The sequence below is a fragment of the Streptomyces sp. NPDC001914 genome (genome assembly GCF_042891215.1).
Taxonomy (GTDB): Bacteria; Actinomycetota; Actinomycetes; order Streptomycetales; family Streptomycetaceae; genus Streptomyces.
The window spans coordinates 82,397-102,375 of the sequence record NZ_JBIASW010000008.1 but is presented as its reverse complement, the minus strand read 5'-3'; the positions used below and the strand labels follow the sequence as shown (position 1 = coordinate 102,375).

Genomic DNA, 19,979 nt, shown 5'->3' with positions numbered 1-19,979 from the left:
TCAGGTGCCGCGCACCGCCCGGCGCAGCCGGGTGGCCGCCGCCGCGCGGGGCGCGTTGTCCGCCGGGCGGCGCCGGGGGTGGACCGTGTTGGCGAGCAGGACGAGGAACGTGTCCGTCGCCGGGTCCAGCACCAGGGAGGTGCCGGTGAACCCGGTGTGCCCGGCCGCGCCGTGGCCCGCGAGGGTGCCCATGAACCAGGGCTGGTCCAGGGCGAACCCGAGGCCGGGCGGGGTCAGCAGGAGCTCCACGAAGTCGGGGCCGAGGATGCGGGCCGGGCCGTACGAGCCGCCCGCGAGCAGGGTGCGGCAGAACACGGCCAGATCCCGTGCGGTGGAGAACAGGCCGGCGTGCCCGGCCACCCCGCCGAGCGCCCAGGCGTTCTCGTCGTGCACCACGCCCCGCAGCATGCCCCGGTCCGCCTTGGCCCACGGCCGCCGCTGGTCCTCCGTGGCCGCCGCTCCGGGGCAGGGCCCGAAGGTGGTGGCGTTCATCCCGAGCGGGCGGGTGATGCCGTCCCTGACAAGGATGTCGAGCCCCCGGCCGGTGACGCGTTCCAGCACGTACTGCAGGAGGAGCAGGTTGACGTCGGAATAGCGGTACTCCCCCGGCTCCGAGGAGGGCGCCTCGGCCCGCAGCATCGCCGTCCGGGCCGTGTCGTCCGGGCAGTCGTACAGAGGGAGTTCGGGGCGCAGCCCGGAGGTGTGCGTGAGCAGCTGCCGTACGGTGATGCCGTGCTCGCGGGCCGCGCGGAACTCCGGCAGGTACGCGCCGACGCGCGCGTCGATGCCCAGCGTGCCGCGCTCCAGCTGCTGCACCGCGGCGACCGCCGTGAACAGTTTGGTGAGGGAGGCCAGGTCGAAGGGCGTGTGCACGGTCATCGGCACACGGGCGTGCGGCGGCAGCTCGACGCCGGCGTCCTTCGCCTCGTCGTGGGCCGCGTAGCGCACCGCCCAGCCGGCCGCCGCCTCGACGGCGATGACCGGGCCCCGACCCGCGACCACCACGACGCCCGCCGCCCACGGGTCGGGTCCGCGGGTGAGGTCGCCGGCCTCCTGGACGAGCCCGCGCAGTTCACCCGCGTCGAGTCCCGCGCGTTCCGGCGTGCCGTTCCGCAGTCTTGGTGCGCTCAGTTCTCCGCCCCTTTTCCGTTCGAAGTGCGTCCCGTCCGCCGGGGACGGCACAGTCCCACGAAGCAGCCGACGGCCACCGTGGCGGCCACCAGTTGGACGACGGCCATCGGGACGGCGGTGTGCTCGCCCGCGACGCCGACGAGCGGTGAGGCGACCGCGCCGACGAGGAAGGAGGAGGTGCCGAGCAGCGCGGAGGCGGAACCGGCCGTGTGCCGTACGCGCATGAGGGCGAGGGCCTGGGTGTTGGGCAGGGCGAGGCCCATGGCGGACATCAGCACGAACAGCGCGGCGGCGACCGGGGCGAGCCCGACCCGGCCGAGGACGCCGGTGGACATGAGCAGCAGCGCGGTCGCCGCGAGGACGACGAGGGCGAGGCCGGTGGCGAGGACCTTTTCCAGCGCGACCCGGCCGACCAGCAGTTTGCCGTTGATCTGCCCGGCGATCACGAGGCCGACGGAGTTCGCGCCGAAGAGCAGGCTGAAGGTCTGCGGGGAGGCGCCGTACAGGTCCTGGATCACGAACGGGGAGGCCGAGATGTAGGCGAAGAGGGCCGCGAAGGTGAAGCCGCCCGCGAGCATGTAACCGGTGAAGACGCGGTCGGCGAGCAGGCGGCGCATGGCGCTCAGCGCCTCGCCGACGCCGCCGCCGTGCCGGTCCGCGGGGGCGAGGGTCTCGGGCAGCTTCGCCCAGACGAGGGCCGACAGCGCGATGCCGACGGCGGTGAGGACCACGAACACGCCCCGCCAGTCGGTGAAGCGCAGGATCTGTCCGCCGACGAGCGGCGCGACGACCGGGGCGACGCCGGAGATCAGCATGAGGGTGGAGAAGAACCGGGCCATCGCCACGCCGTCGTAGAGGTCGCGGACGACCGCGCGGGCGATCACTATCCCGGCCGCGCCCGCGAGGCCCTGGACGAGGCGGAAGGCGACGAGGAGGCCGATGCCGGGCGCGAAGGCGCACAGCGCGGTGGCCACGACGTAGACGGCGAGGCCGGCGAGCAGCGGGCGCCTGCGGCCCCACCGGTCGCTCATCGGTCCGACGACGAGCTGCCCGAGCGCCATGCCCGCGAGGCACGCGGTGAGCGTGAGCTGCACGGTGGCGGCCGGGGCGTGCAGGGAGCGGGTGACCTCCGGCAGCGAGGGGAGGTACATGTCCATCGCGAGCGGGGGTGTGGCGGTGAGGCCGCCGAGGACGAAGGTGACGAGGAGTCCGGTGCGGCGCGCTCCACCGGGTCCGGCGTGCGCTCGCGCTGCGGCGCCGGGTTCCGTCCCGGGGGCGGCGGACGGCGTCCGGGCGGCCGGTTCCGACTCCCCGGCGGCGGCCGGGGCGGTGCCCGCGGTCGCTGCCTCCGGTATATGCCCCCGCGGGTCCTCCTGGTCCCGCGCGGTGCGGCCACGCTCGGGCATGTGCCCCCCTCTCCTAAAGATGCGGCCCCTATGCTCTCAGTTCGGACAGCGAGTTCGGAGTCACGGATCAAGGGGCGGGCATGACGGGCGAGCGTGAACGCGTGCGGTGGGGGATTCTGGCGACCGGCGGGATCGCCGCGGCGTTCACCGCGGACCTGGTGGACATGCCGGACGCCGAGGTGGTGGCCGTCGCCTCGCGCTCGAAGGCCCCGGCGCAGGCGTTCGCGGAGCGGTTCGGGATCCCGCGGGCGTACGGGGACTGGGCGTCGCTCGCCGCGGACGAGGACGTCGACGTCGTGTACGTCGCCACGCCGCACTCGGCGCACCGCGTGGCCGCCGGGATGTGCCTGGAGGCGGGGCGCCACGTGCTGTGCGAGAAGGCGTTCACGCTGAACGCGCGCGAGGCCGGGGAACTGGTCGCGCTCGCCCGCGGGCGTGACCGCTTCCTGATGGAGGCCATGTGGATGTACTGCAATCCGCTGGTCGGGCGGCTGAAGGCACTGGTCGACGACGGGGTGATCGGTGACGTGCGCACGGTGCAGGCCGACTTCGGCCTGGCCGGTCCGTTCCCGCCCTCGCACCGGCTGCGGGACCCCGCGCAGGGCGGCGGCGCGCTGCTCGATCTCGGTGTCTATCCGGTGTCGTTCGCGCAGTTGCTGCTCGGGGAGCCCTCGGACATCGTCGCGAGAGCGGTGCTCTCCGATGAGGGCGTCGATCTCCAGACGGGTGCACTGCTCTCCTTCGAGAGCGGTGCTCTGGCTTCGGTGCACTGCTCCATCAACGGTGGCACCCCCGTCGCCGCCTCCGTCACCGGCTCCGCCGGCCGCATCGACGTCCCGGGCGGCTTCTTCTTCCCAGAGCACTTCGTCCTGCACCGCGACGGCCGCGAGCCGGAGACCTTCCGTGCCGACCCCGCCTCCGGCCCCCGCACCAGCCTCAAGCACGAGGCCGCCGAGGTGATGCGCGCCCTGCGCGCCGGCGAGACCGAGTCCCCTCTCGTCCCCCTCGACGGCACGCTCGCCGTGATGCGCACGCTCGACACGATCCGTGAGCGCATCGGCGTCCGCTACCCCTCCGAGACGGAGGCGTAGGAGACCGGCGGCGGCCGGTCCTCACGTACGGCGGCGCCCGGCGGTTCACCAAGGAACGGCAAACGCCGCAATCCACACATACGGAAGCTGACTCTCCGGACCATATAGGCCGTTGGTGCGCTTATGCTCGTCATCTCCCCATCAGAGCTTCACAGTTGAAGCACACGACTTCGGTACGACCACGGTCCACTCCGAGGGGGGAGGTGGCAGCCGCTCCGCGGCCCGGGTGGGGGCCGACCTCGCGCGGGACCGCGAGGCGTGCACCGGACCGCGGAGCGGCTGCCCCCGTCGTCAGCCCTTGCCGCCGCCCTTCGCGTCGGTCGGCTCCGCGGCCTCCGCGCCCGCCGCCTCGACGGGTCGCACGGCTTCCGCCTCAACGGCCTCCGCGGGCTTCGCGCCTGCCGCCCCGGCCGGTTCCACGTCTTCCGCCTCGCCTGGCTCCGCTCCTGCAGCGTCGGCCGGCTCGGAGCCCTCCGCCTCAGCGGCCTTCGCGCCCGCCGCATCGGTCGGCGTCTCAGCCGGTACCTGTGCCGGTATCTCTGCGGGTGCCGTGGCCGGCGCCTCTGCCGGTATCTCGGCCGGCGTCTCGACCGATGCTTGTTCCGGTATCCCTGTCGGTGCCGTGGCCGGCGCCCCGGTCGGCCTCTGTGCCGGTATCTCGGCCGGTGTCGCTGCCGGTGCCTCAACCGGTGCCGTGGCCGGCGCCTCTGCCGGTGCCTCGGCCCGTGACTGGGCCGGCACCTCTGCCGGCTCCGCCGCAGGCTTCTCCACAGGCCCCCCGGGCGCCCGGCGTCCGCGGGCGCGCAGGGCCAGCGCGCCGCCCGCGAGGAGCGCCAGCGCCGCCCCCGCCCCGCCGACCAGCCCCCACGGCACGCCGCCGCCCTGCCCGGAGCCGCTCGCGGCCGGTGCGCCCGCCGCGGCCTTCGCCGCCTTCCGCGTCGGCTTCGCGCTCGCGGCGCCCGAGCTGAGCGGATCGACCAGCGTGCCGACCGGCTCGGCGTCGGCACCCTTGCCGAAGCCCCAGTCGAGGAGCTGCGCCGTCTCCTCGTAGACCCCGTTGCCGCCGCTCTTGGGATGCATCACCGTGACGAGCAGCGTCCGCCCGTCGCGGGTCGCCGCGCCGGTGAAGGTGTTGCCGGCGTGACTGGTGTAGCCGTTCTTCACCCCGATCAGACCCTCGTACGGCTTCATCCCCCACGCGCCCGTCAGCAGACGGTCGGTGTTCTGTATCTGGAAGGTCTTCTTGCCGCCGGCCGGGAAGTCGGCAGTCCTGGTCGAGCAGTAGCCGCGGAAGTCGGCGTCCGCGAGACCGTGCCGGGCGAAGAGCGTCAGGTCGTAGGCGGACGAGAGCTGGCCCTTGTGGTCGAAGCCGTCGGGGCTGACCACATGCGTGTCCAGGGCCTGGAGGTCCTGCGCGAGCGCCTGCATCTCGGCGACCGTGGCCTCGATGCCGCCGTTCATGTGGCTGAGCACGTGCACCGCGTCATTTCCGGAACGCAGGAAGACGCCCTGCCACAACTGCTCGACCGTGTAGGTGATTCCGGGCTTGATCCCGACGAGGCTGGAGCCCGCGGGGACGTCGGCGAGATCGGCGTCGACCACCTTGTACGTCTCGGCGCGCTCGAACTTCTTCAGGACCGCGTCCGCGAACAGCATCTTCAGGGTGGAGGCGGGCGCGAGACGCCGGTGGGCGTTGTACGAGGCGAGCACCTCGCCCGTGGTGTGGTCAGCGACCAGCCAGGCGCGGGCGGTGAGGTGCTTGGGCAGCCCCGACGCTCCGCTCACCTGTATCCCGGCACGGGCCAGTCGCGCACCGCCGATCGTCGTCGTGGCGTACGCGGTGGTGGCCGTCGCGGCGGCGAGGGGGACGGCGGCGGCGAGGCCCAGAGCCGCACGGCGGGAGAGCCCGGAACAATCACGCATCCCGGGACCGTACAAAGTCCCTGCGCGAAGCCTGACAGCGGGGTGACAAAGAGAAGGAACGGCGCTTCCAAAGCGGCGGTAAAACAAGCCACGGCAGAACACGGACACCACACGGGCACCCTGTCGGCACCGCCCGCCGCCCCGTCGCCCGACGCGCGCGGGCGGGCACGCGAAACCCCTTCGAGGGGCCAGTCAACAGGCGTTTCCTGGCAAAGAGCCCTTGTAAGCCTGGGAATAGGCTGTCTGACCCAATTCTGATTCCGGGGTGCCGATTCTCAGCCCTCACACATCCCTTACTCAGCCCGGCGCAAAGGTTCCTCCCTAGCTTGTGGCTGCGCCCACAGGGGGGCGCCAAGAACCTTTGAGGAACGGGATGTTTGGCATCTATCTCAAGCGTGAGCTGAGCCGGCGCAAGAAGGCGGCGCTGGTGATCGCCATGGGTCTGGCGCTCGGTATCGCGCTGGTCATCACCGTCAACTCGGTGTCGGCCGGAATGCAGCAGGCCCAGGAGAAAGTCCTGAAGTCGCTGTACGGGCTCGGCACGGACATGACCGTCACCAAGGCCCAGACGGCGCCGTCCGGCAACGCCTCGGACCGCCCGAAGTTCGACTTCGACGCCAAGTCGAGCGGCAGCAAGGAGCAGAGCTCGGACCGGGTGATGACCCAGGGCGGGCAGACGCTGAAGTCCTCGCTGGTCACCGAAGTCGCCGCGCAGAAGGGCGTGTCGAGCGCGGTCGGTTCGCTCAGCCTGAACGTCGTCAAGGTCAACGGCTCCTTCACCCAGGGCAAGGCCAAGTCCTCGACGTCGAACTCCCAGGGCGGCCCCGGCGGCCAGGGCGGCGGCACCGGCGCGCCCCAGGTCCAGGGCGGCGGCGCCTCCTTCGACGTGAACTCCTACTCCGTCGCCGGCGTCGACGTGAGCCACCAGGAACTCGGCCCGCTGGCCACCTCGAAGATCACCACCGGCAAGACGTTCACGGCCGCGCAGAGCTCCTCGAAGGTCGCGGTGCTCAGCAAGTCGTACGCCAAGGAGAACAAGTACAAGGTCGGCTCGACCCTCAAGATCTCCGGCAAGAAGTACAAGGTCATCGGCATCGCGACGCCCGACAGCAGCGAGTCGACCACCGATGTCTACCTGCCGCTGAAGCAGGCCCAGACGCTCGGCGACGCCAAGAACAAGGTCACCACGATCTACGTCAAGGCGACCGACTCGAAGCAGATCGCCACGGTCAAGACGACCATCCAGAAGAACATCTCCGGGACGACCGTCACCACCTCCGCCGACCTCGCGGACACCGTCTCCGGCTCGCTGTCCACCGCCTCGAACCTCGCCACGAACGTCGGCAAGTGGCTGTCCATCGCGGTCCTCGTCGCCGCGTTCCTGGTCGCGGCGCTGCTCACCTCCTCCGCCGTCTCCCGCCGCGTGCGTGAGTTCGGCACGCTGAAGGCGCTCGGCTGGCCGTCCCGCAAGGTCACCCGCCAGGTCGTCGGCGAGTCGATCGTGAACGGTCTGCTCGGCGGCGCCCTCGGCATCGCCCTCGGACTCGGCGCGGCCTACACCGTCACCGCGATCAGCCCGAAGCTGACGGCCGAACTCGGCTCCACCGGCGGCAACGGCGGCGGCATGGGCGGACCCGGCGGCGGACCCGGCGGCCAGGCGGCCTCCGCGGCCAAGAACACCATCGACATCGCCCTGTCCGCGCCCGTCTCGGTGACCACCATCGCGCTCGCCGTGGGCCTGGCCGTCACCGGCGGTCTGATCGCCGGTGCTATGGGCGGCTGGCGCGCCTCCCGGATGCGCCCGGCGGACGCCCTCCGCAGCGTCTCCTGACCCACCCCCCGGGCACACCCCACGAGTCGGAGCGCCGCGTCCACTCCCCCCGGGCCGCGGCGCCCCACCCCCTTCATCCTCGGAGAACCTTCATGTACAAGCTCACCGGCGTCACCAAGCGCTACACGCGGGGCAAGGAGACGGTCGAGGCCCTGCGGGGCGTCGACCTCACCATCGAGGACGGCGACCAGCTCGTCATCCAGGGGCCCACGGGCGGCGGCAAGTCGACGCTGCTCCAGATGATCGGCGGGCTCGACCGGCCGACGTCCGGCTCCGTCGAGCTGGACGGCGTCGACCTCGGCGCCATCAGCGAGGCCAAGCTGACCCGGCTGCGGGCCGAGAAGATCGGCATCATCTTCCAGTCGTTCAACCTCATCCCGACGCTGACCGCGCAGGAGAACGTCGAGACCGCCCTCGTACCCCTCGGGGTCAAGCCCGCCGAGCGGCGCGAGCGTGCCGCGGAGGCGCTGCGCTCGGTCGGCCTCGGCGAACGGCTCACACACGTCCCGACCGAGCTGTCCGGCGGTCAGCAGCAGCGCGTGGCCATCGCCCGCGCCCTGGTCAAGAAGCCGAAGGTGCTGCTCGCCGACGAGCCCACCGGCAACCTCGACGAGGGCACCCGCGACGACATCATGGGCCTGCTCGAAGGGCTGTGGCACGAGTACGGGCTGACGTTCGTCATGGTCACCCACGACTCGTCGATCGCCCGCCGCGCGCCGCGCCTCGCGACCATCAAGGCCGGGCAGATCAGCCTGACCGAGCAGGGTGCCCGCCGGGCCGTGTCCGAGAGGGCCGGACACCTGGCCCCGCCGCAGCAGTTCACGCCGCAGGAGTACGCGCAGGCGCAGTACCCGCAGGAACAGTACGGGGCCGCCCAGGGCTACTGAGCCCCGCGGCGGCCCCCGGCCCCCGTACCCGCGTCCTTCCCGCGCCTCCCGGGCCGCTCACCGAACCACGGTGTGCGGCCCCCGGCGTTCACGCCTGGCCGGTCTCGAAGCGGCTGATCCTGCCGCCGTCGTCGACGGTGAAGCTCCACCTGGTCTTCATCTCGCCCCAGGTGTCGTTGCGGTACCGCACGAGGAGGGAACGCCCGCCGTCGGACTCGTTGTCGACCTCCATGTGGCCGCGCGAGGTGAAGATCTCCCGGTCGGTCCAGTCGCCGAGGTCACGGTCGGAGCCGTCGTCCGACATGGTGGCGCCCGGCGCGAGGAGCGCCTCGAAGGCGTCCCGGTCATGGGCGTTCACCGCGGTGACGAAGGCCCGGACGGCCGGGTCGCTGAGGCGCGTTACCTGAATGGTCATGGGAGTCACCCTCACACCGGCCCTCCGGCCCCGCCACCCGAACGGCGGCGCGGGGCCGCCGGGCCCGCCCGATCGGTGCGACAGTGGACACCGGGGAGGGAACCGCTGCCGCCGTCTGGACTGGGAGTCACCGTGACCTGTATCGACCGGCGTGATCTGGGACTGCTGCTGCTCCGTCTGAGCACCGGCGGTGTCCTGGCCGCGCACGGAGCGCAGAAGCTGTTCGGCTGGTTCGGCGGCGGCGGCATCGAGGGCACCGGACAGGCCATGGAGGCCATGGGGTACGCGCCCGGAAAGGCCAGTGCCACGGCCGCGGGCCTCGCGGAGGCGGGCGGCGGCACCCTGCTGGCGCTGGGCCTCGCCACCCCCGCGGCGGGCGCCGCGGCGGCCGGCGCGATGGCGGGCGCGGCGGCGGTGCACGTACCGAACGGGTTCTTCGCGATGAACGGCGGCTACGAGTACACGGCCTCACTGGGCCTCGCGGCCGCGGGTCTCGCGGTGACGGGCCCGGGCCGGCTGTCGCTCGACCATCTGCTGGGCCACGCGGTGAACCGGAGCTGGATGGTGCCCATCGCGCTGGGCACGACGGCGGCGGTCACCGCGGTCGTCGTGGGCCTCCGGAACCAGCGGGTGCGCCAGACACGGGAGGGCAAGCAGGAGGCACTGTTCGAGGAGTAGCGGCCGCGTGAGGCGGCCGTGTCAGGACAGTGCCGCGTCGCCCAGGCCGCCGTAGAAGTAGGTTGCCGACTCCTCACCGGACTTGGTCATCACGCAGGTGATGCGGATCTGGTCCTGGCCCGAGATGTCCACCGAGAGGTCCTTGGCATCGCTGGAGCGGAAGGACAGTGGCTTGCCGATCGGGTTGCCCGCCGCGTTGCTGACCTGGATCGAACCCACTGATCCGATCGCGTTGGGCGAGTCGGCCAGGATTCCCACCTTCGCGTTCAGCCGCTGGTAGCCGCTGGTGCTGTAGACGGCGCTCCCGCCGGCGCTGGTGCATCCGAGCCGGACACTCTTCGCGTAGTGCGCTCCGCCCATGGTCACGGGCTCGACGGCCGCGCCGCCGTCACCGTCGATCACGTCCCGTTCCGCGAGGTAGACGGAGGAACCGGGCGCGGGCGACTCCGCGTCCGACGACTGCTGCGCGGTGTCCTCGGGCTCCGGGGTGGCCTCAGCGGCCGGGTCGGACGCGGGCGTCGCGGTGACCGTCGCCGTCGCCGTGACGGTCACCTCAGGCTTCGGGCTGTCCGCCCGGACGACCGTCTGCCGCCCGCCGAAGAACCCCGCCGCGATGGTGGCGGCACAGATGCACAGCAGCTCGAACCATTTCGGAATGACGCCGAACCTGCGCCGAGCACGCCGTTCCTCTTTGGTGAGATCCATTCCCGCCCCCTGTGTGTCGATCGTTCCGGCCGGGGCCGGGAGCCGACGTCGTCGCGTCCCCGCGAACCGTGTTCGAGGCACGCAGAGGGAGAACGACGGAGGACGTCGGCCGTGTGCGATGGGTACGGAGGCGTCCTCGGCCCGCCGAGTGCACGTGTCCCCCTGGCAGCACAGCGCGCTCGGCAGTTCCTCGACCTCACAACCGCAACCACACTATGGAGCGGGCAGACGGATACGCCTAGAGTACGCGGTTCCTGTCGTCGGCACGGAAGCGCGAGGCATTCGGAGGGCACCCCGTTCGAGCACGCGCCCCTGTCGCGCGCCCGTTGGCGCCCCCTCTTTTCGGGCAGTGGGGGTCATCCGGCCCATTCGGTGCGCGGCCGCAAGAAGACTCCCGGGAATCACCGGTGGAAGCGGGCACCCCAGCCGGACGCGGAAAAGCCCCGGCCAGGTTGTTCACCTGGTCGGGGCTCAGACGGCAGACGAGTCGGGCTGTACGCCGGGTTCTGTCGCCCGGTCGCCTCGCGGCGGCCGGGGAGACGGCCATCCATCTAGGGCCGGCGTTGCCGCCGGCCTCGTGCGGTCTACCCGCGGACTCGGGCGGGCAGCCCTCGAACGTCCGCGCAGAGCCGCCTTCTCTTCCGAGAGAGCGGCTCCTCTTGACCTTGCTCCGGGTGGGGTTTACCTAGCCGCCTGAGTCGCCTCAGGCGCTGGTGGTCTCTTACACCACCGTTTCACCCTTACCGGGAACCGGAGTTCTCGGCGGTTTGCTTTCTGTGGCACTGTCCCGCGGGTCACCCCGGGTGGCCGTTAGCCACCACCCTGCCCTGTGGAGCCCGGACGTTCCTCGGGAAGGTCCACAAGAACCTCCACGCGGCCGTCCGCCCGGCTCGTCTGCCGTGCCGACCATGCTACCGGGCGGGCGGGACGCCGGGGACCGGCGGTCGCGGTGGCCAGCACGGAGCCCGCCAGGATGAGGGCGAAGGCGGCGAGGATCCCGCTCGTCAGGTGTTCGTCCAGGAAGAGGGCGCCCGCCGCGACCGCGACCGCCGGATTGACGTACGTGATCACCGTCGCCCGGGTCGGGCCCGCCTCCTTGATCAGTTCCAGGAACGCCACGAAGGCGACGGCGGTGCAGATGACTCCGAGGCCCGCGAGGGCGGCCAGGACCTGCCCGGAAGGTATCGCCTCCGGCCGGGTGAAGGCCGCGGCGGGCGCGTAGACCAGCGCCGCCAGCGCCAGGCAGGGGGCGGTCAGGTGGAGCGAGGGCACGTCCTTGAGGTGGCGGGCGACGATGAGCGGCGCGGTGGCGTAGCCGATGACCGTGAGCAGCACCTCGACGAGGGACCTGGTGTCGCCGCCGGTCAGATGCGGTGCCGTGAGGACCGCGACGCCGGCCAGGCCGAGGGCGAGGCCGGTGACGCGGCGGGCGCCGAGCCGTTCGGTGTCGCCGAGGAAGCGGGCCGCGACGACGCCGACGATCGGCACCCCGGCGATCAGCAGGCCCGCGGTGGAGCTGGACAGATGACGTTCGGCGTCGGTGAGGGTCCACCAGGGGACCATGATCTCGATGACCGCGAAGGCGAGCATCGGGCGCCAGTGGGCCCGTACGGTCCCGGCGAGGCCGCCCTGCCGGATCGCGAAGGGGAGCAGCAGCGCGGCGCCGACCGCGCAGCGCGTGAACACCACCACCGACGGGGACACCTCGTCCACCGCCACCTTGATCATCAGGTAGGGGATGCCCCAGATCACTCCCATCAGGGAGAACAGAAACCAGCCGCGTGCAGTCATACGGGCAGTCTCGGCCACCGCCCTACGGGGCGTCTTGAACGCTGTTGCGCGCCGGTGGGGGCGGGAGCACGCTCGCGCGGTACGCCGCCGGGGTCACGCCGAGCACGCGGCGGAACCAGCGGGTCAGATGCGCCTGGTCGGCGAAGCCCACGAGGGCGGCGACCTCGGCGGGGCGCAGTCCGGACTCCAGGAGCCGGCGGGCCCGGTTCACCCGGTGCTGGGCCAGCCAGGCGTACGGCGGTATCCCCGTCGTCGTACGGAAGGCGCGCAGGAGCTGGTAGCGGGACAGGCCGAGGTCGCCGGCGAGACAGGCGAGGGAGGGCGGGGTCTGGAGTTCACCGGCCAGGCGGTCCCGTACGGCGTCGGCTATGCGCGCGGCGCCGGGGACCTCGTCGCGGTCCGGGCGGGCCGTGGAGTGCCGCCGGGTCAGCGCGGCGAGCAGCCACGGCAGGCGGGACTCGGCCTCCAACGGGTCGGGGCAGGCGCTCAGTTCGGTGTGCGCGGCGCGCAGCGCGGCGGCGAGTTCGGGGTCGTCGAGCAGGGCTTCCCTGAAGTTCGGGAGGCCGCCGACGGCGCCCTCGGAGAGCAGGGACGGCTCCGCGTACAGGGCCCGGTAGGCGTAGCCGTCGCAGGCGGCGGGGCCGCCGGTGTGCATCTCGCCGGGGGCCAGCACGACGATGGACCCCGGGCCGGTCCTGATGTGGCCGCCGCGGTAGCCGATCAGCTCCGAGCCGCCGACGCTGACGCCGATGGTGAACTCGTCGTGGGTGTGCGGGGCGTAGCGGTGCTGGTCGAAGCGCGCGGTCAGCAGGTCCAGGGGCCGGCCGTCGCGGCCGAGGGTGGCCCGGGTCCAGCGGGCCTCCTCCTTCACGAGGTGCTTCGTGGACTGCCGCGGGGGCGTCGCCGTCCCCCGCGGCACGCCGGTCGGCGGCCGGTGCCGTGCGGTCCCGGTCGTCGCCTCGCCCCGTACGGTCATGCTCCACTCCCCCTCGCCACCGTGGCCGGTCGCGTCCGCCACACCCGCTCTACGGGAGCAACACCCGCGCCGCCCGTTTCCATGCCGGAGGGTGCCATCCGGATCAGGCGGGTTCGAACTCGGCCTTCGCCGTTCCGGGGTCCGCCCGGGTGAGCCGGACCCTCAGGCGTTCGCCCAGCGGCAGTGCCGTCGTCCCGCCCGAGATCCGCGCGAACACCGCCGGGGACTCCAGTTGCACGGTGCCGACCGTGGGGTCGTGTTCCGTCACGTCCACCACGCAGGCCTCGAACAGGTCGCCGACCCGGTCCTTGAGGAGCGCGGCCTCCACGATGTCGACGCACTCGCGCTCCACGGTGCCCGCGCGTCTGCTGCCCTCTGCCATCTCCTTGGGCAGGGCGTCGAGAGCGGCGAGGACCCACTCGGGGGTCGGCAGACCGGCGGCGGCCGCGAGGCAGATCTCCGAGGTGTAGCGGTCGACGAGCCGGCGCAGCGGGGCCGTGCAGTGGGCGTAGGGCGCGGCGACGGCGGCGTGCGCGGTGACCTCGGGCAGTGCTCCGTCCCGGAAGACGGTGTATCCGGCGCCGCGCAGCAGGGTCGTGCACTCCTGGAGGAAGGCTGCGTGGTGCGGCCGGTGCGGGTCGAGGGAGCGGACGAGCTGCGCGTACGAGACGTGGTGCGGCCAGTCGATGCGCAGGGCGTGCGCGGTGCGGCGCAGTCGTCCGACCGCCCCGTCGGGCGCGGCGGGCAGGGTCCGCAGCACTCCCGTGCCGTGGTCGAGCATCAGCTCGGCCGCAGCCATCCCGGTGAGCAGGGAGATCTGTGCGTTCCAGCCGTCGGCGGGCAGCGGGGCGCGGTAGGCGAGTTCGTACGTCCCGTCCTTCTCCACGATCTCCTGCTCGGGCACGTTGAGCGAGATGCCGCCGCGTTCGACCTCCAGGGCCTCGCGCCGCTCGCTGACCTCCTTGAGCAGGGCGAGCGGTTCCTCCGCCGTTCCCGTGTCGATCCGGTGCTGCACGGTCGCGTAGTCCAGCTTGGCGCGGCTGCGGACGAGGGCACGGCGGACGTCGACGATCTCCGTGCGGCCGTCCGCGCCGAGGTCGATCGTCCACAGGACGGCCGGGCAGGTCTGGCCCGGGAGGAGGCTGGCGACGCCCTCGGAGAGCGCGGGCGGGTGGAGGGGGATCTTGCCGTCGGGGAAGTAGAGCGTCATCACGCGCCGGTGCGCCTCGGCGTCCAGGGCTCCGCCGGGCGCCACGAAGGCGCCGACGTCCGCGATGGCGTACTGGATCCGGTAGCCGTCCCGTTCGCGGCGCGCGAGGTGCATCGCCTGGTCGAGGTCCTCGGAGGAGGGCGGGTCGACGGTGAACAGGGGGATGTCCGTCGCGTCGTACGCGGGCAGGCGGGCCGCCTGCCCGGCCTCGGCGAGGACGTCGGCCGGGAAACTCCCGGGAACGCCGAGCTCGGCTCGCAGCGCGCGGAGAGCGGCTCGCAGCGGGGCCTGCGGGGCACCGGTGACGCGAACGTGACGGCGAGGCATGGATCGAGCGTAGGCCGGGGCCGACGGATGAGCACGCGGGACGCCCTCCGGGCGAGGGGACCGGGGGTGCGCCCGCCGCCCCCGTTGCCGGTGCGGGGCGGCGGGCGCCCCGGCGGGGGTCAGGGGGCCCGGCAGAAGCCGGGGGTGTAGCCCAGGGGGCGGGGGCCGGAGGCCCGGGCCGGGGGCCTGGTGGGGCTGGGGCACGGGTCGCGGGCCTGGTGGAGCTGGGGCCCGGAGCCGGGGCCGGGCTCCCAGGCCCCGAGGCCGGGAGGCCAGGAGGCCAGGAACCCCGGGGGCCGGGGCCGGGGACCGAGGCCGGGGACCGGGGCCGGAGCCGGGGCCGGGGCCGGGGCCGGGGACCGAGGCCGGGGACCGAGGCCGGAGCCGGAGCCGGGGCCGGGCGGCCGAAGGCTCGGGCCCGCCAAGCCAGGGGGCCGGGAGCGAGGCCGGGGACCGGGGCCAGAGCCGGGGACCGAGACCGGGAGCCGGGGACCGAGGCCGGGGCGGGGTCGGGGCCGGGGCGGGGCCGGGGTCGGGGCGGGGCCGGGGTCGGGGCGGGGCCGGGGTCAATCTGGGGGTCCCGTGGGGTCGACGGCGTGGGGGATGCGGGGGCGGAGTTGGGTGGGTAACGGGTTTGGGGGACACCGTAGGCTGGCGGCGGTCCGTTTTCAGGTGAGGAGAACACACCGTGCTCGTGCTGCTGCCGCCCTCCGAGGGCAAGGCACCCTCCGGCCGGGGAACCGCGCTCAAGCCGGAGTCGCTGTCCCTGCCGGGTCTCGCGGAGGCACGTCAGGCGGTCCTCGACGAGCTGGTCGAGCTGTGCGCGGCCGACGAGGAGAAGGCCCGCGAGGTGCTTGGGCTGAGCGAGGGCCTGCGGGGCGAGATCGCGAAGAACACGGAACTGCGGACCGCGGGCACGCGCCCCGCCGGGGAGATCTACACGGGGGTCCTGTACGACGCCCTGGACCTGGCCACGCTGGACACCGCCGCCAAGCGGCGCGCGGGTCGTTCGCTGCTCGTCTTCTCCGGGCTGTGGGGCGCGGTGCGGGTGACCGACCGCATCCCCTCGTACCGCTGCTCGATGGGCGTGAAACTCCCGGGGCTCGGAGCGCTGGGCGCGCACTGGCGTACGCCGATGGCTGCCGCGCTCCCCGAAGCCGCGGGCGACGGGCTCGTGCTGGACCTGCGGTCTTCGGCGTACACCGCGGCGTGGAAGCCCAAGGGCGAAGTGGCCGGGCGGACGGCGACCGTGCGGGTGCTGCACGCGCAACTGGTCGACGGCGTCGAGAAGCGTTCCGTCGTCAGCCACTTCAACAAGGCGACCAAGGGACGGATCGTCCGCAGCCTGCTCACCGCGAACGCCGCGCCGACGAACCCGGCGGAGCTGGTCGAGGCGCTGCGCGACCTCGGGTACACGGTGGAGGCGGAAGCCCCCGGCCGGGCCGGCAGGCCGTGGGCGCTCGACGTGGTGGTGCGGGAGATCCACTGATCGGCCGCCACTGATCGGCCGCCACCGAACAGTCGCCACCGAACGGCCGCCACTGCACAGCCGCCACTGATCGACGTCCTCCCGTCGGACTTTCGCTCGGCAACCTCCGCTGATCGGACTTCGGTCATCGGCCGCTGATCGGATTCCGCTCATCGGGCCGCGCTGATCCGGCTCCGCAGAGGGGTCGTTCGCCGAGTGGGGTGGGCGTCCGGTGAGAGGGTTCGTACCGGCGTTGCAGCATGTGCAACGACCTTTGCGCAGGGTGTGCATGCCGGGCAGGATGAGGGCATGACCCCGTCACCGCCCTCGCCTCCGCATGCCTCCGTCCTGGATCTCGCGCCCGTCGTCCCCGTCGTCGTGGTCGCCGACGTCTCCGACGCGGTCCCGCTGGCGCGGGCGCTGGTCGCCGGCGGGCTGCCCGTGATCGAGGTGACCCTGCGGACCCCGGCGGCGCTCGACGCGATCCGGGCCGTCGCGGCCGAGGTGCCCGACGCGGTGGTGGGCGCGGGCACGGTCCTGACGCCGGAGCACGTGGCCGAGTCGGTGGCGGCGGGCGCCCGCTTCCTGGTCAGCCCCGGCTGGACGGACCACCTGCTGGACGCGATGAAGGCGTCCGGGCTGCCGTTCCTGCCGGGGGTGTCCACGACCACCGAGGTGGTGGCGCTGCTGGAGCGGGGGGTGCGCGAGATGAAGTTCTTCCCCGCGCAGGCGGCGGGCGGCACGGCCTACCTGAAGTCCCTGGCGGGACCCCTCCCCCAGGCCCGCTTCTGCCCGACGGGCGGCATCGACCCCGACTCCGCGCCGGACTACCTCGCGCTCTCCAACGTCGGCTGCGTGGGCGGCAGTTGGATGCTCCCCGCCGACGCGGTCGCCGCACGGGACTGGCGCCGGGTGGAGGACCTGGCCCGGGCGGCCTCGGCACTGCGCCGGTAGTCGCAGCCCCTGCGTGCGGGTGCTCGCATCCTGAGTGCCGGTGGTCGCCCCCCGTCGGCGACGGTCGCACCCCTCCTGGCGGTGGTCACGCCGAGCGCCCCGTTCGGCTCAGCTCACGCGGATCACCACCTTGCCGAAGGCCGCGCCGCTCTCGTAGTACCGGAACGCCTCCCGCACCTCGTCGAAGCCGAGGACGCGGTCCACGACCGGGCGGGTGCCGTGCAGTTCCAGCGCCCTGTTCATGGACTCGAAGTGCGCGCGGCTGCCCACGAAGACCCGGCCGATCGTGGCCAGACTCGCCGCGTACGCCGCGTTGGAGATCCCGATCCCGGAACCGCGCCCGTTGCCGGTGATCAGGAGCACGATCCGGCCGTACAGCGCGGCGGCGCGCACCGACTGCTCGATGGTGTCGGGCCCGTTGGTCTCCACCACGAGGTCCGCGCCGCGCCCTCCGGTCAACTCCCTCACGGCCTGCCCCCATTCGGGGTTCCGGACGTAGTCGACGACGTGGTCCGCGCCAAGGGCCTTGAGGCGGTCGCCCCTGGCCTCGCTCGACGTCGTCGCGATCACCTCGGCCCCCATCGTCTTGGCGAACTGCACGACGAAGAGGGACAGCGCGCCGCTGCCGAGGGTGAGGACGGTCCGACCGGGGGTGACAGGCTCGCCGCCGGTGAGGCTGTGCCAGGCGGTCACCCCGGCGCAGGGCAGACAGGCCGCCTCCTCCCAGGTCAGATGGCCGGGAACACGTACGGCGGCCTCCTGGCCCAGGCAGGCGTACTCGGTCAGCATGCCGTCGAGGGTGGCACCGGGCTGGTCGAACCGGTCCGGGGTGATCCGGCCGTCCAGCCAGTTCGGGAAGTACGTGCCGGCCACCCGGTCGCCCACCGCGAACCGGGTCACCTCCGCCCCCACCGCGACGACCTCCCCCGCTCCGTCGCTCAGCGGGATCACGTCCCGCACGGCCTTCAGGGGATAGGTCCCTCTCAGGATCAGCAGGTCGCGCTTGTTGAGGGAGACGGCGCGCACCCGGACGAGGATGTCCCGGGGCCCCGGTTCCGGGCGGGCCGACTCGCGCGGCACGATCCCGTCGACGGTGCCGGGGGTTTCGAGGTGGTAGGCGCGCATGTCCGCTCCCTGGGTGGGCTCCTGCGTGGATGCGTCCATGCTGTTCGGGCCGGGGAGCCCGCTCAATTCCCGGGAGGGTATGACGGGTGTGTCCGTCCGGCGGGTCGAGCGAGTGCCGTCGTGTCACGGCCGTACCCGTGACGTCGTGCCGTAGCCGTACCCGTGACGTCGTGCCATGGCCGTCCCGTGACGTACAACTGACCGCATGACGACCGGTATCACCACCGAGCCCCCGCCCTTCGCCCGGGAGCTGCTGCGCTGGCGCCACGCGCGCGGGGTGAGCCAGCTGGAGCTCGCCTCCCGGGCGGGCACGACCCAGCGGTACGTCAGCTTCATCGAGCGCGGGCGTTCGGTCCCCGGCAGGGAGATCGTGATCCGGCTCGCCGAGTCGCTGGACCTGACCCTGCGGGAGCGCAACGCGCTTCTCCTGGCGGCCGGTTACGCTCCCGCGTTCACCGAGTCGCCGCTCGACGCGGCCGCGCTGAAGCCCGTACGCGAGGCGCTCGACAGCATCCTCGAAGGCCATCTGCCGTATCCGGCGGCGGTGGCGGGGCCGCACGGTGAACTCGTCGCCGCCAACGCGGCGTTCGACGTGTTGTCCGAAGGCGCTGACCCCGGGTTGCTGGAACCGCCGGTGAACGTCCTGCGGCTGGCCCTGCATCCGCGCGGGATGGCGTCACGGGTCCTGAACCTGGACGCCTGGGGGCGGCACATCGTGGAGAACCTGCGGGCGCGGTCCCTGCGCAGCCCCGACCCCCGTCTCGACGCGCTGGTCGAGGAGTTGGCGGCGTACGTGCCGGCGAGCGAGCCCGGCGCCGACTATCTCGGCTTCGCCGTTCCGCTGCGACTGCGGTGCCCGGAGGGCGAGTTGAGGCTGCTCACGACGTTGACGTCATTCGCCACCGCGGTGGACGTCACGCTCGCCGAACTCCATCTGGAGGCGTTCCTCCCGGCGGACCCCCGGACCGCCGGGATCCTGCGTGACCGGGCCTCCCGACGGGATCTGGGCGGGAGTTGAGGACCGACGCGCGGTGGCAGGAGCCGTGCTGCCGGGGTCAGCGCAGGTGCGAGGTGTCGTTGAACAGGCGGACGCTCGCGTTGCCGTCCCCGTAGTACGCCACCGCCGAGAGCGACGCCGCCGACAGTTCCATCCGGAACAGGGACTCCGGCGGGGCGCCGAGGGCCAGCCGTACGAGGGTCTTGATCGGGGTGACGTGCGTGACGAGCAGGACGGTGCGGCCCGCGTAGGCGGCGATCAGCTTGTCGCGGGTGGCCGCCATGCGCAGCGCCGTCGCGGCGAAGCTCTCGCCGCCGCCGGTCGGTTCGGCCTCCGGTGAGGCGAGCCAGGCGGTCAGGTCGTCCGGGTGGCGTTCGCGCACCTCGCCGAAGGTCAGTCCCTCCCAGGCGCCGAAGTCCGTCTCGCGCAGACCGTCCTCGATGACGACGTCGAGGCCGAGCCGGGCGGCGACGGCTCCCGCGGTCTCGCGGGTCCGGGCCAGCGGGGAGGCCACGATCGCCTGGATCGTGCCGCGGGCGGCCAGCGCCGCGGCGACGCGTTCGGCCTGTTCGCGGCCCGCGTCGGACAGGGACGGGTCGCTGCCGCCGCTGCCCGAGAACCGCTTCTGCGGGGTCAGGGGGGTCTCGCCGTGGCGCAGCAGGACGAAGGTGGCGGGGGCGCCCATGTCCGGCGGTGCGCTCCAGCCTGCGGCGGGCTTGCCGGTGGCCACGTTGCTCGCGGCTCGCTTGTCGTCCTCCGCCTTGTCGGCTCGGCCGGCGTCACCAGACTCTCCGGCTCGGCCGGTGTCTCCCCGCTCCGCGGGTGCCTTGCCGGCTTCGCCGCCGGGAGGTGGGGTGCCGCCCTGCGCCGTCGCCCGGGTGCCGGCCGTCGCGGGCTGGGCGCGCCGTTCCTCGCGCCCCTTACCGGGCGCGTCCGTGCCGCCCTGCGCCGTCGACCGAGTGCCGCCGGACGCGGGCCGGGCGCGCCGTTCCTCGCGCCCCTCACGGGGCACGTCCGTGCCGCCCTGCGCCGTCGACCGGCTGTCGCCCGACGCGGGCCGGGCG

General features: G+C 73.2%; 15 protein-coding genes, 1 other RNA gene and 2 pseudogenes. 7 read left to right on the top strand and 11 right to left on the bottom strand.

Going from position 1 to position 19,979, the window contains the following annotated elements:
* On the bottom strand, window positions 1-1,182 hold the full coding sequence (locus ACFYYF_RS23205) for a serine hydrolase domain-containing protein (RefSeq protein WP_388778666.1): 1,182 nt from the start codon (window positions 1,180-1,182) through the stop codon (window positions 1-3).
* A complete protein-coding gene (locus ACFYYF_RS23200) occupies window positions 1,128-2,537 on the bottom strand; it encodes a multidrug effflux MFS transporter (protein ID WP_388778663.1) in 1,410 nt (469 codons plus the stop codon). The genes ACFYYF_RS23205 and ACFYYF_RS23200 overlap by 55 nt, the downstream gene beginning before the upstream one ends.
* 80 nt (window positions 2,538-2,617) lie before the next feature.
* On the opposite strand from ACFYYF_RS23200, the gene ACFYYF_RS23195 reads away from it, so the two are divergent.
* Window positions 2,618-3,628 (top strand): Gfo/Idh/MocA family protein, encoded by a 1,011-nt coding sequence (locus ACFYYF_RS23195; RefSeq protein ID WP_388778659.1) that lies wholly within the window; start codon window positions 2,618-2,620, stop codon window positions 3,626-3,628.
* 777 nt (window positions 3,629-4,405) lie between these two features.
* Here ACFYYF_RS23195 and ACFYYF_RS23190 read toward each other — a convergent pair.
* A pseudogene (locus tag ACFYYF_RS23190) lies at window positions 4,406-5,551 on the bottom strand (D-alanyl-D-alanine carboxypeptidase family protein); the annotation flags it as partial.
* 373 nt (window positions 5,552-5,924) lie between these two features.
* Between ACFYYF_RS23190 and ACFYYF_RS23185 the strand changes: the two are divergent.
* Together ACFYYF_RS23185 and ACFYYF_RS23180 are read left to right on the top strand one after the other, a co-directional pair.
* The gene (locus tag ACFYYF_RS23185) at window positions 5,925-7,382 is read left to right on the top strand and encodes an ABC transporter permease (protein WP_388778657.1); all 1,458 of its coding nucleotides are present in this window, start codon (window positions 5,925-5,927) and stop codon (window positions 7,380-7,382) included.
* Between the two features lie 92 nt (window positions 7,383-7,474).
* Window positions 7,475-8,269: an ABC transporter ATP-binding protein gene (locus tag ACFYYF_RS23180; protein ID WP_388778654.1), complete on the top strand. Its 795-nt coding sequence runs from the start codon at window positions 7,475-7,477 to the stop codon at window positions 8,267-8,269.
* Between the two features lie 88 nt (window positions 8,270-8,357).
* Here the strand turns inward: ACFYYF_RS23180 and ACFYYF_RS23175 are convergent, their stop codons facing one another.
* The gene (locus tag ACFYYF_RS23175; protein WP_361678105.1) at window positions 8,358-8,684 is read right to left on the bottom strand and encodes a nuclear transport factor 2 family protein; all 327 of its coding nucleotides are present in this window, start codon (window positions 8,682-8,684) and stop codon (window positions 8,358-8,360) included.
* A 132-nt stretch (window positions 8,685-8,816) separates the two neighbouring features.
* Between ACFYYF_RS23175 and ACFYYF_RS23170 the strand changes: the two genes are divergently transcribed.
* Window positions 8,817-9,362: a DoxX family protein gene (locus ACFYYF_RS23170; RefSeq protein ID WP_388778651.1), complete on the top strand. Its 546-nt coding sequence runs from the start codon at window positions 8,817-8,819 to the stop codon at window positions 9,360-9,362.
* A 21-nt stretch (window positions 9,363-9,383) separates the two neighbouring features.
* Here ACFYYF_RS23170 and ACFYYF_RS23165 read toward each other — a convergent pair whose 3' ends face one another.
* The 5 genes and pseudogenes from ACFYYF_RS23165 to ACFYYF_RS23145 form a co-directional block, all read right to left on the bottom strand.
* A complete protein-coding gene (locus ACFYYF_RS23165; RefSeq protein ID WP_388778648.1) occupies window positions 9,384-10,067 on the bottom strand; it encodes a hypothetical protein in 684 nt (227 codons plus the stop codon).
* Window positions 10,068-10,546: 479 nt separating this feature from the next.
* An RNA gene (rnpB, locus tag ACFYYF_RS23160) (RNase P RNA component class A) lies at window positions 10,547-10,960 on the bottom strand.
* A 70-nt stretch (window positions 10,961-11,030) separates the two neighbouring features.
* Window positions 11,031-11,795, bottom strand: a pseudogene (locus ACFYYF_RS23155) (DMT family transporter); the annotation flags it as partial.
* A gap of 85 nt (window positions 11,796-11,880) precedes the next feature.
* On the bottom strand, window positions 11,881-12,834 hold the full coding sequence (locus ACFYYF_RS23150; protein WP_388778646.1) for an AraC family transcriptional regulator: 954 nt from the start codon (window positions 12,832-12,834) through the stop codon (window positions 11,881-11,883).
* A gap of 103 nt (window positions 12,835-12,937) precedes the next feature.
* Window positions 12,938-14,371, bottom strand: coding sequence for an RNB domain-containing ribonuclease (locus ACFYYF_RS23145; protein WP_388778643.1), 1,434 nt, complete (start codon window positions 14,369-14,371; stop codon window positions 12,938-12,940).
* A gap of 688 nt (window positions 14,372-15,059) precedes the next feature.
* Between ACFYYF_RS23145 and yaaA the strand changes: the two genes are divergently transcribed.
* Both yaaA and eda read left to right on the top strand, forming a co-directional pair.
* Window positions 15,060-15,860, top strand: a complete 801-nt coding sequence (gene yaaA / locus ACFYYF_RS23140) for a peroxide stress protein YaaA (RefSeq protein ID WP_388778640.1) — start codon at window positions 15,060-15,062, stop codon at window positions 15,858-15,860.
* A 288-nt stretch (window positions 15,861-16,148) separates the two neighbouring features.
* Window positions 16,149-16,793, top strand: coding sequence for a bifunctional 4-hydroxy-2-oxoglutarate aldolase/2-dehydro-3-deoxy-phosphogluconate aldolase (gene eda, locus ACFYYF_RS23135; RefSeq protein ID WP_388778637.1), 645 nt, complete (start codon window positions 16,149-16,151; stop codon window positions 16,791-16,793).
* Window positions 16,794-16,901: 108 nt separating this feature from the next.
* Here the strand turns inward: eda and ACFYYF_RS23130 are convergent, their stop codons facing one another.
* A complete protein-coding gene (locus ACFYYF_RS23130) occupies window positions 16,902-17,984 on the bottom strand; it encodes an NAD(P)-dependent alcohol dehydrogenase (protein ID WP_388778634.1) in 1,083 nt (360 codons plus the stop codon).
* A gap of 139 nt (window positions 17,985-18,123) precedes the next feature.
* Between ACFYYF_RS23130 and ACFYYF_RS23125 the strand changes: the two genes are divergently transcribed.
* Window positions 18,124-18,936 (top strand): helix-turn-helix domain-containing protein, encoded by an 813-nt coding sequence (locus ACFYYF_RS23125; RefSeq protein ID WP_388778632.1) that lies wholly within the window; start codon window positions 18,124-18,126, stop codon window positions 18,934-18,936.
* 37 nt (window positions 18,937-18,973) lie between these two features.
* Here ACFYYF_RS23125 and ACFYYF_RS23120 read toward each other — a convergent pair.
* The coding region (locus tag ACFYYF_RS23120; RefSeq protein ID WP_388778629.1) for a bifunctional RNase H/acid phosphatase at window positions 18,974-19,979 on the bottom strand (1,006 nt) is incomplete at its 5' end.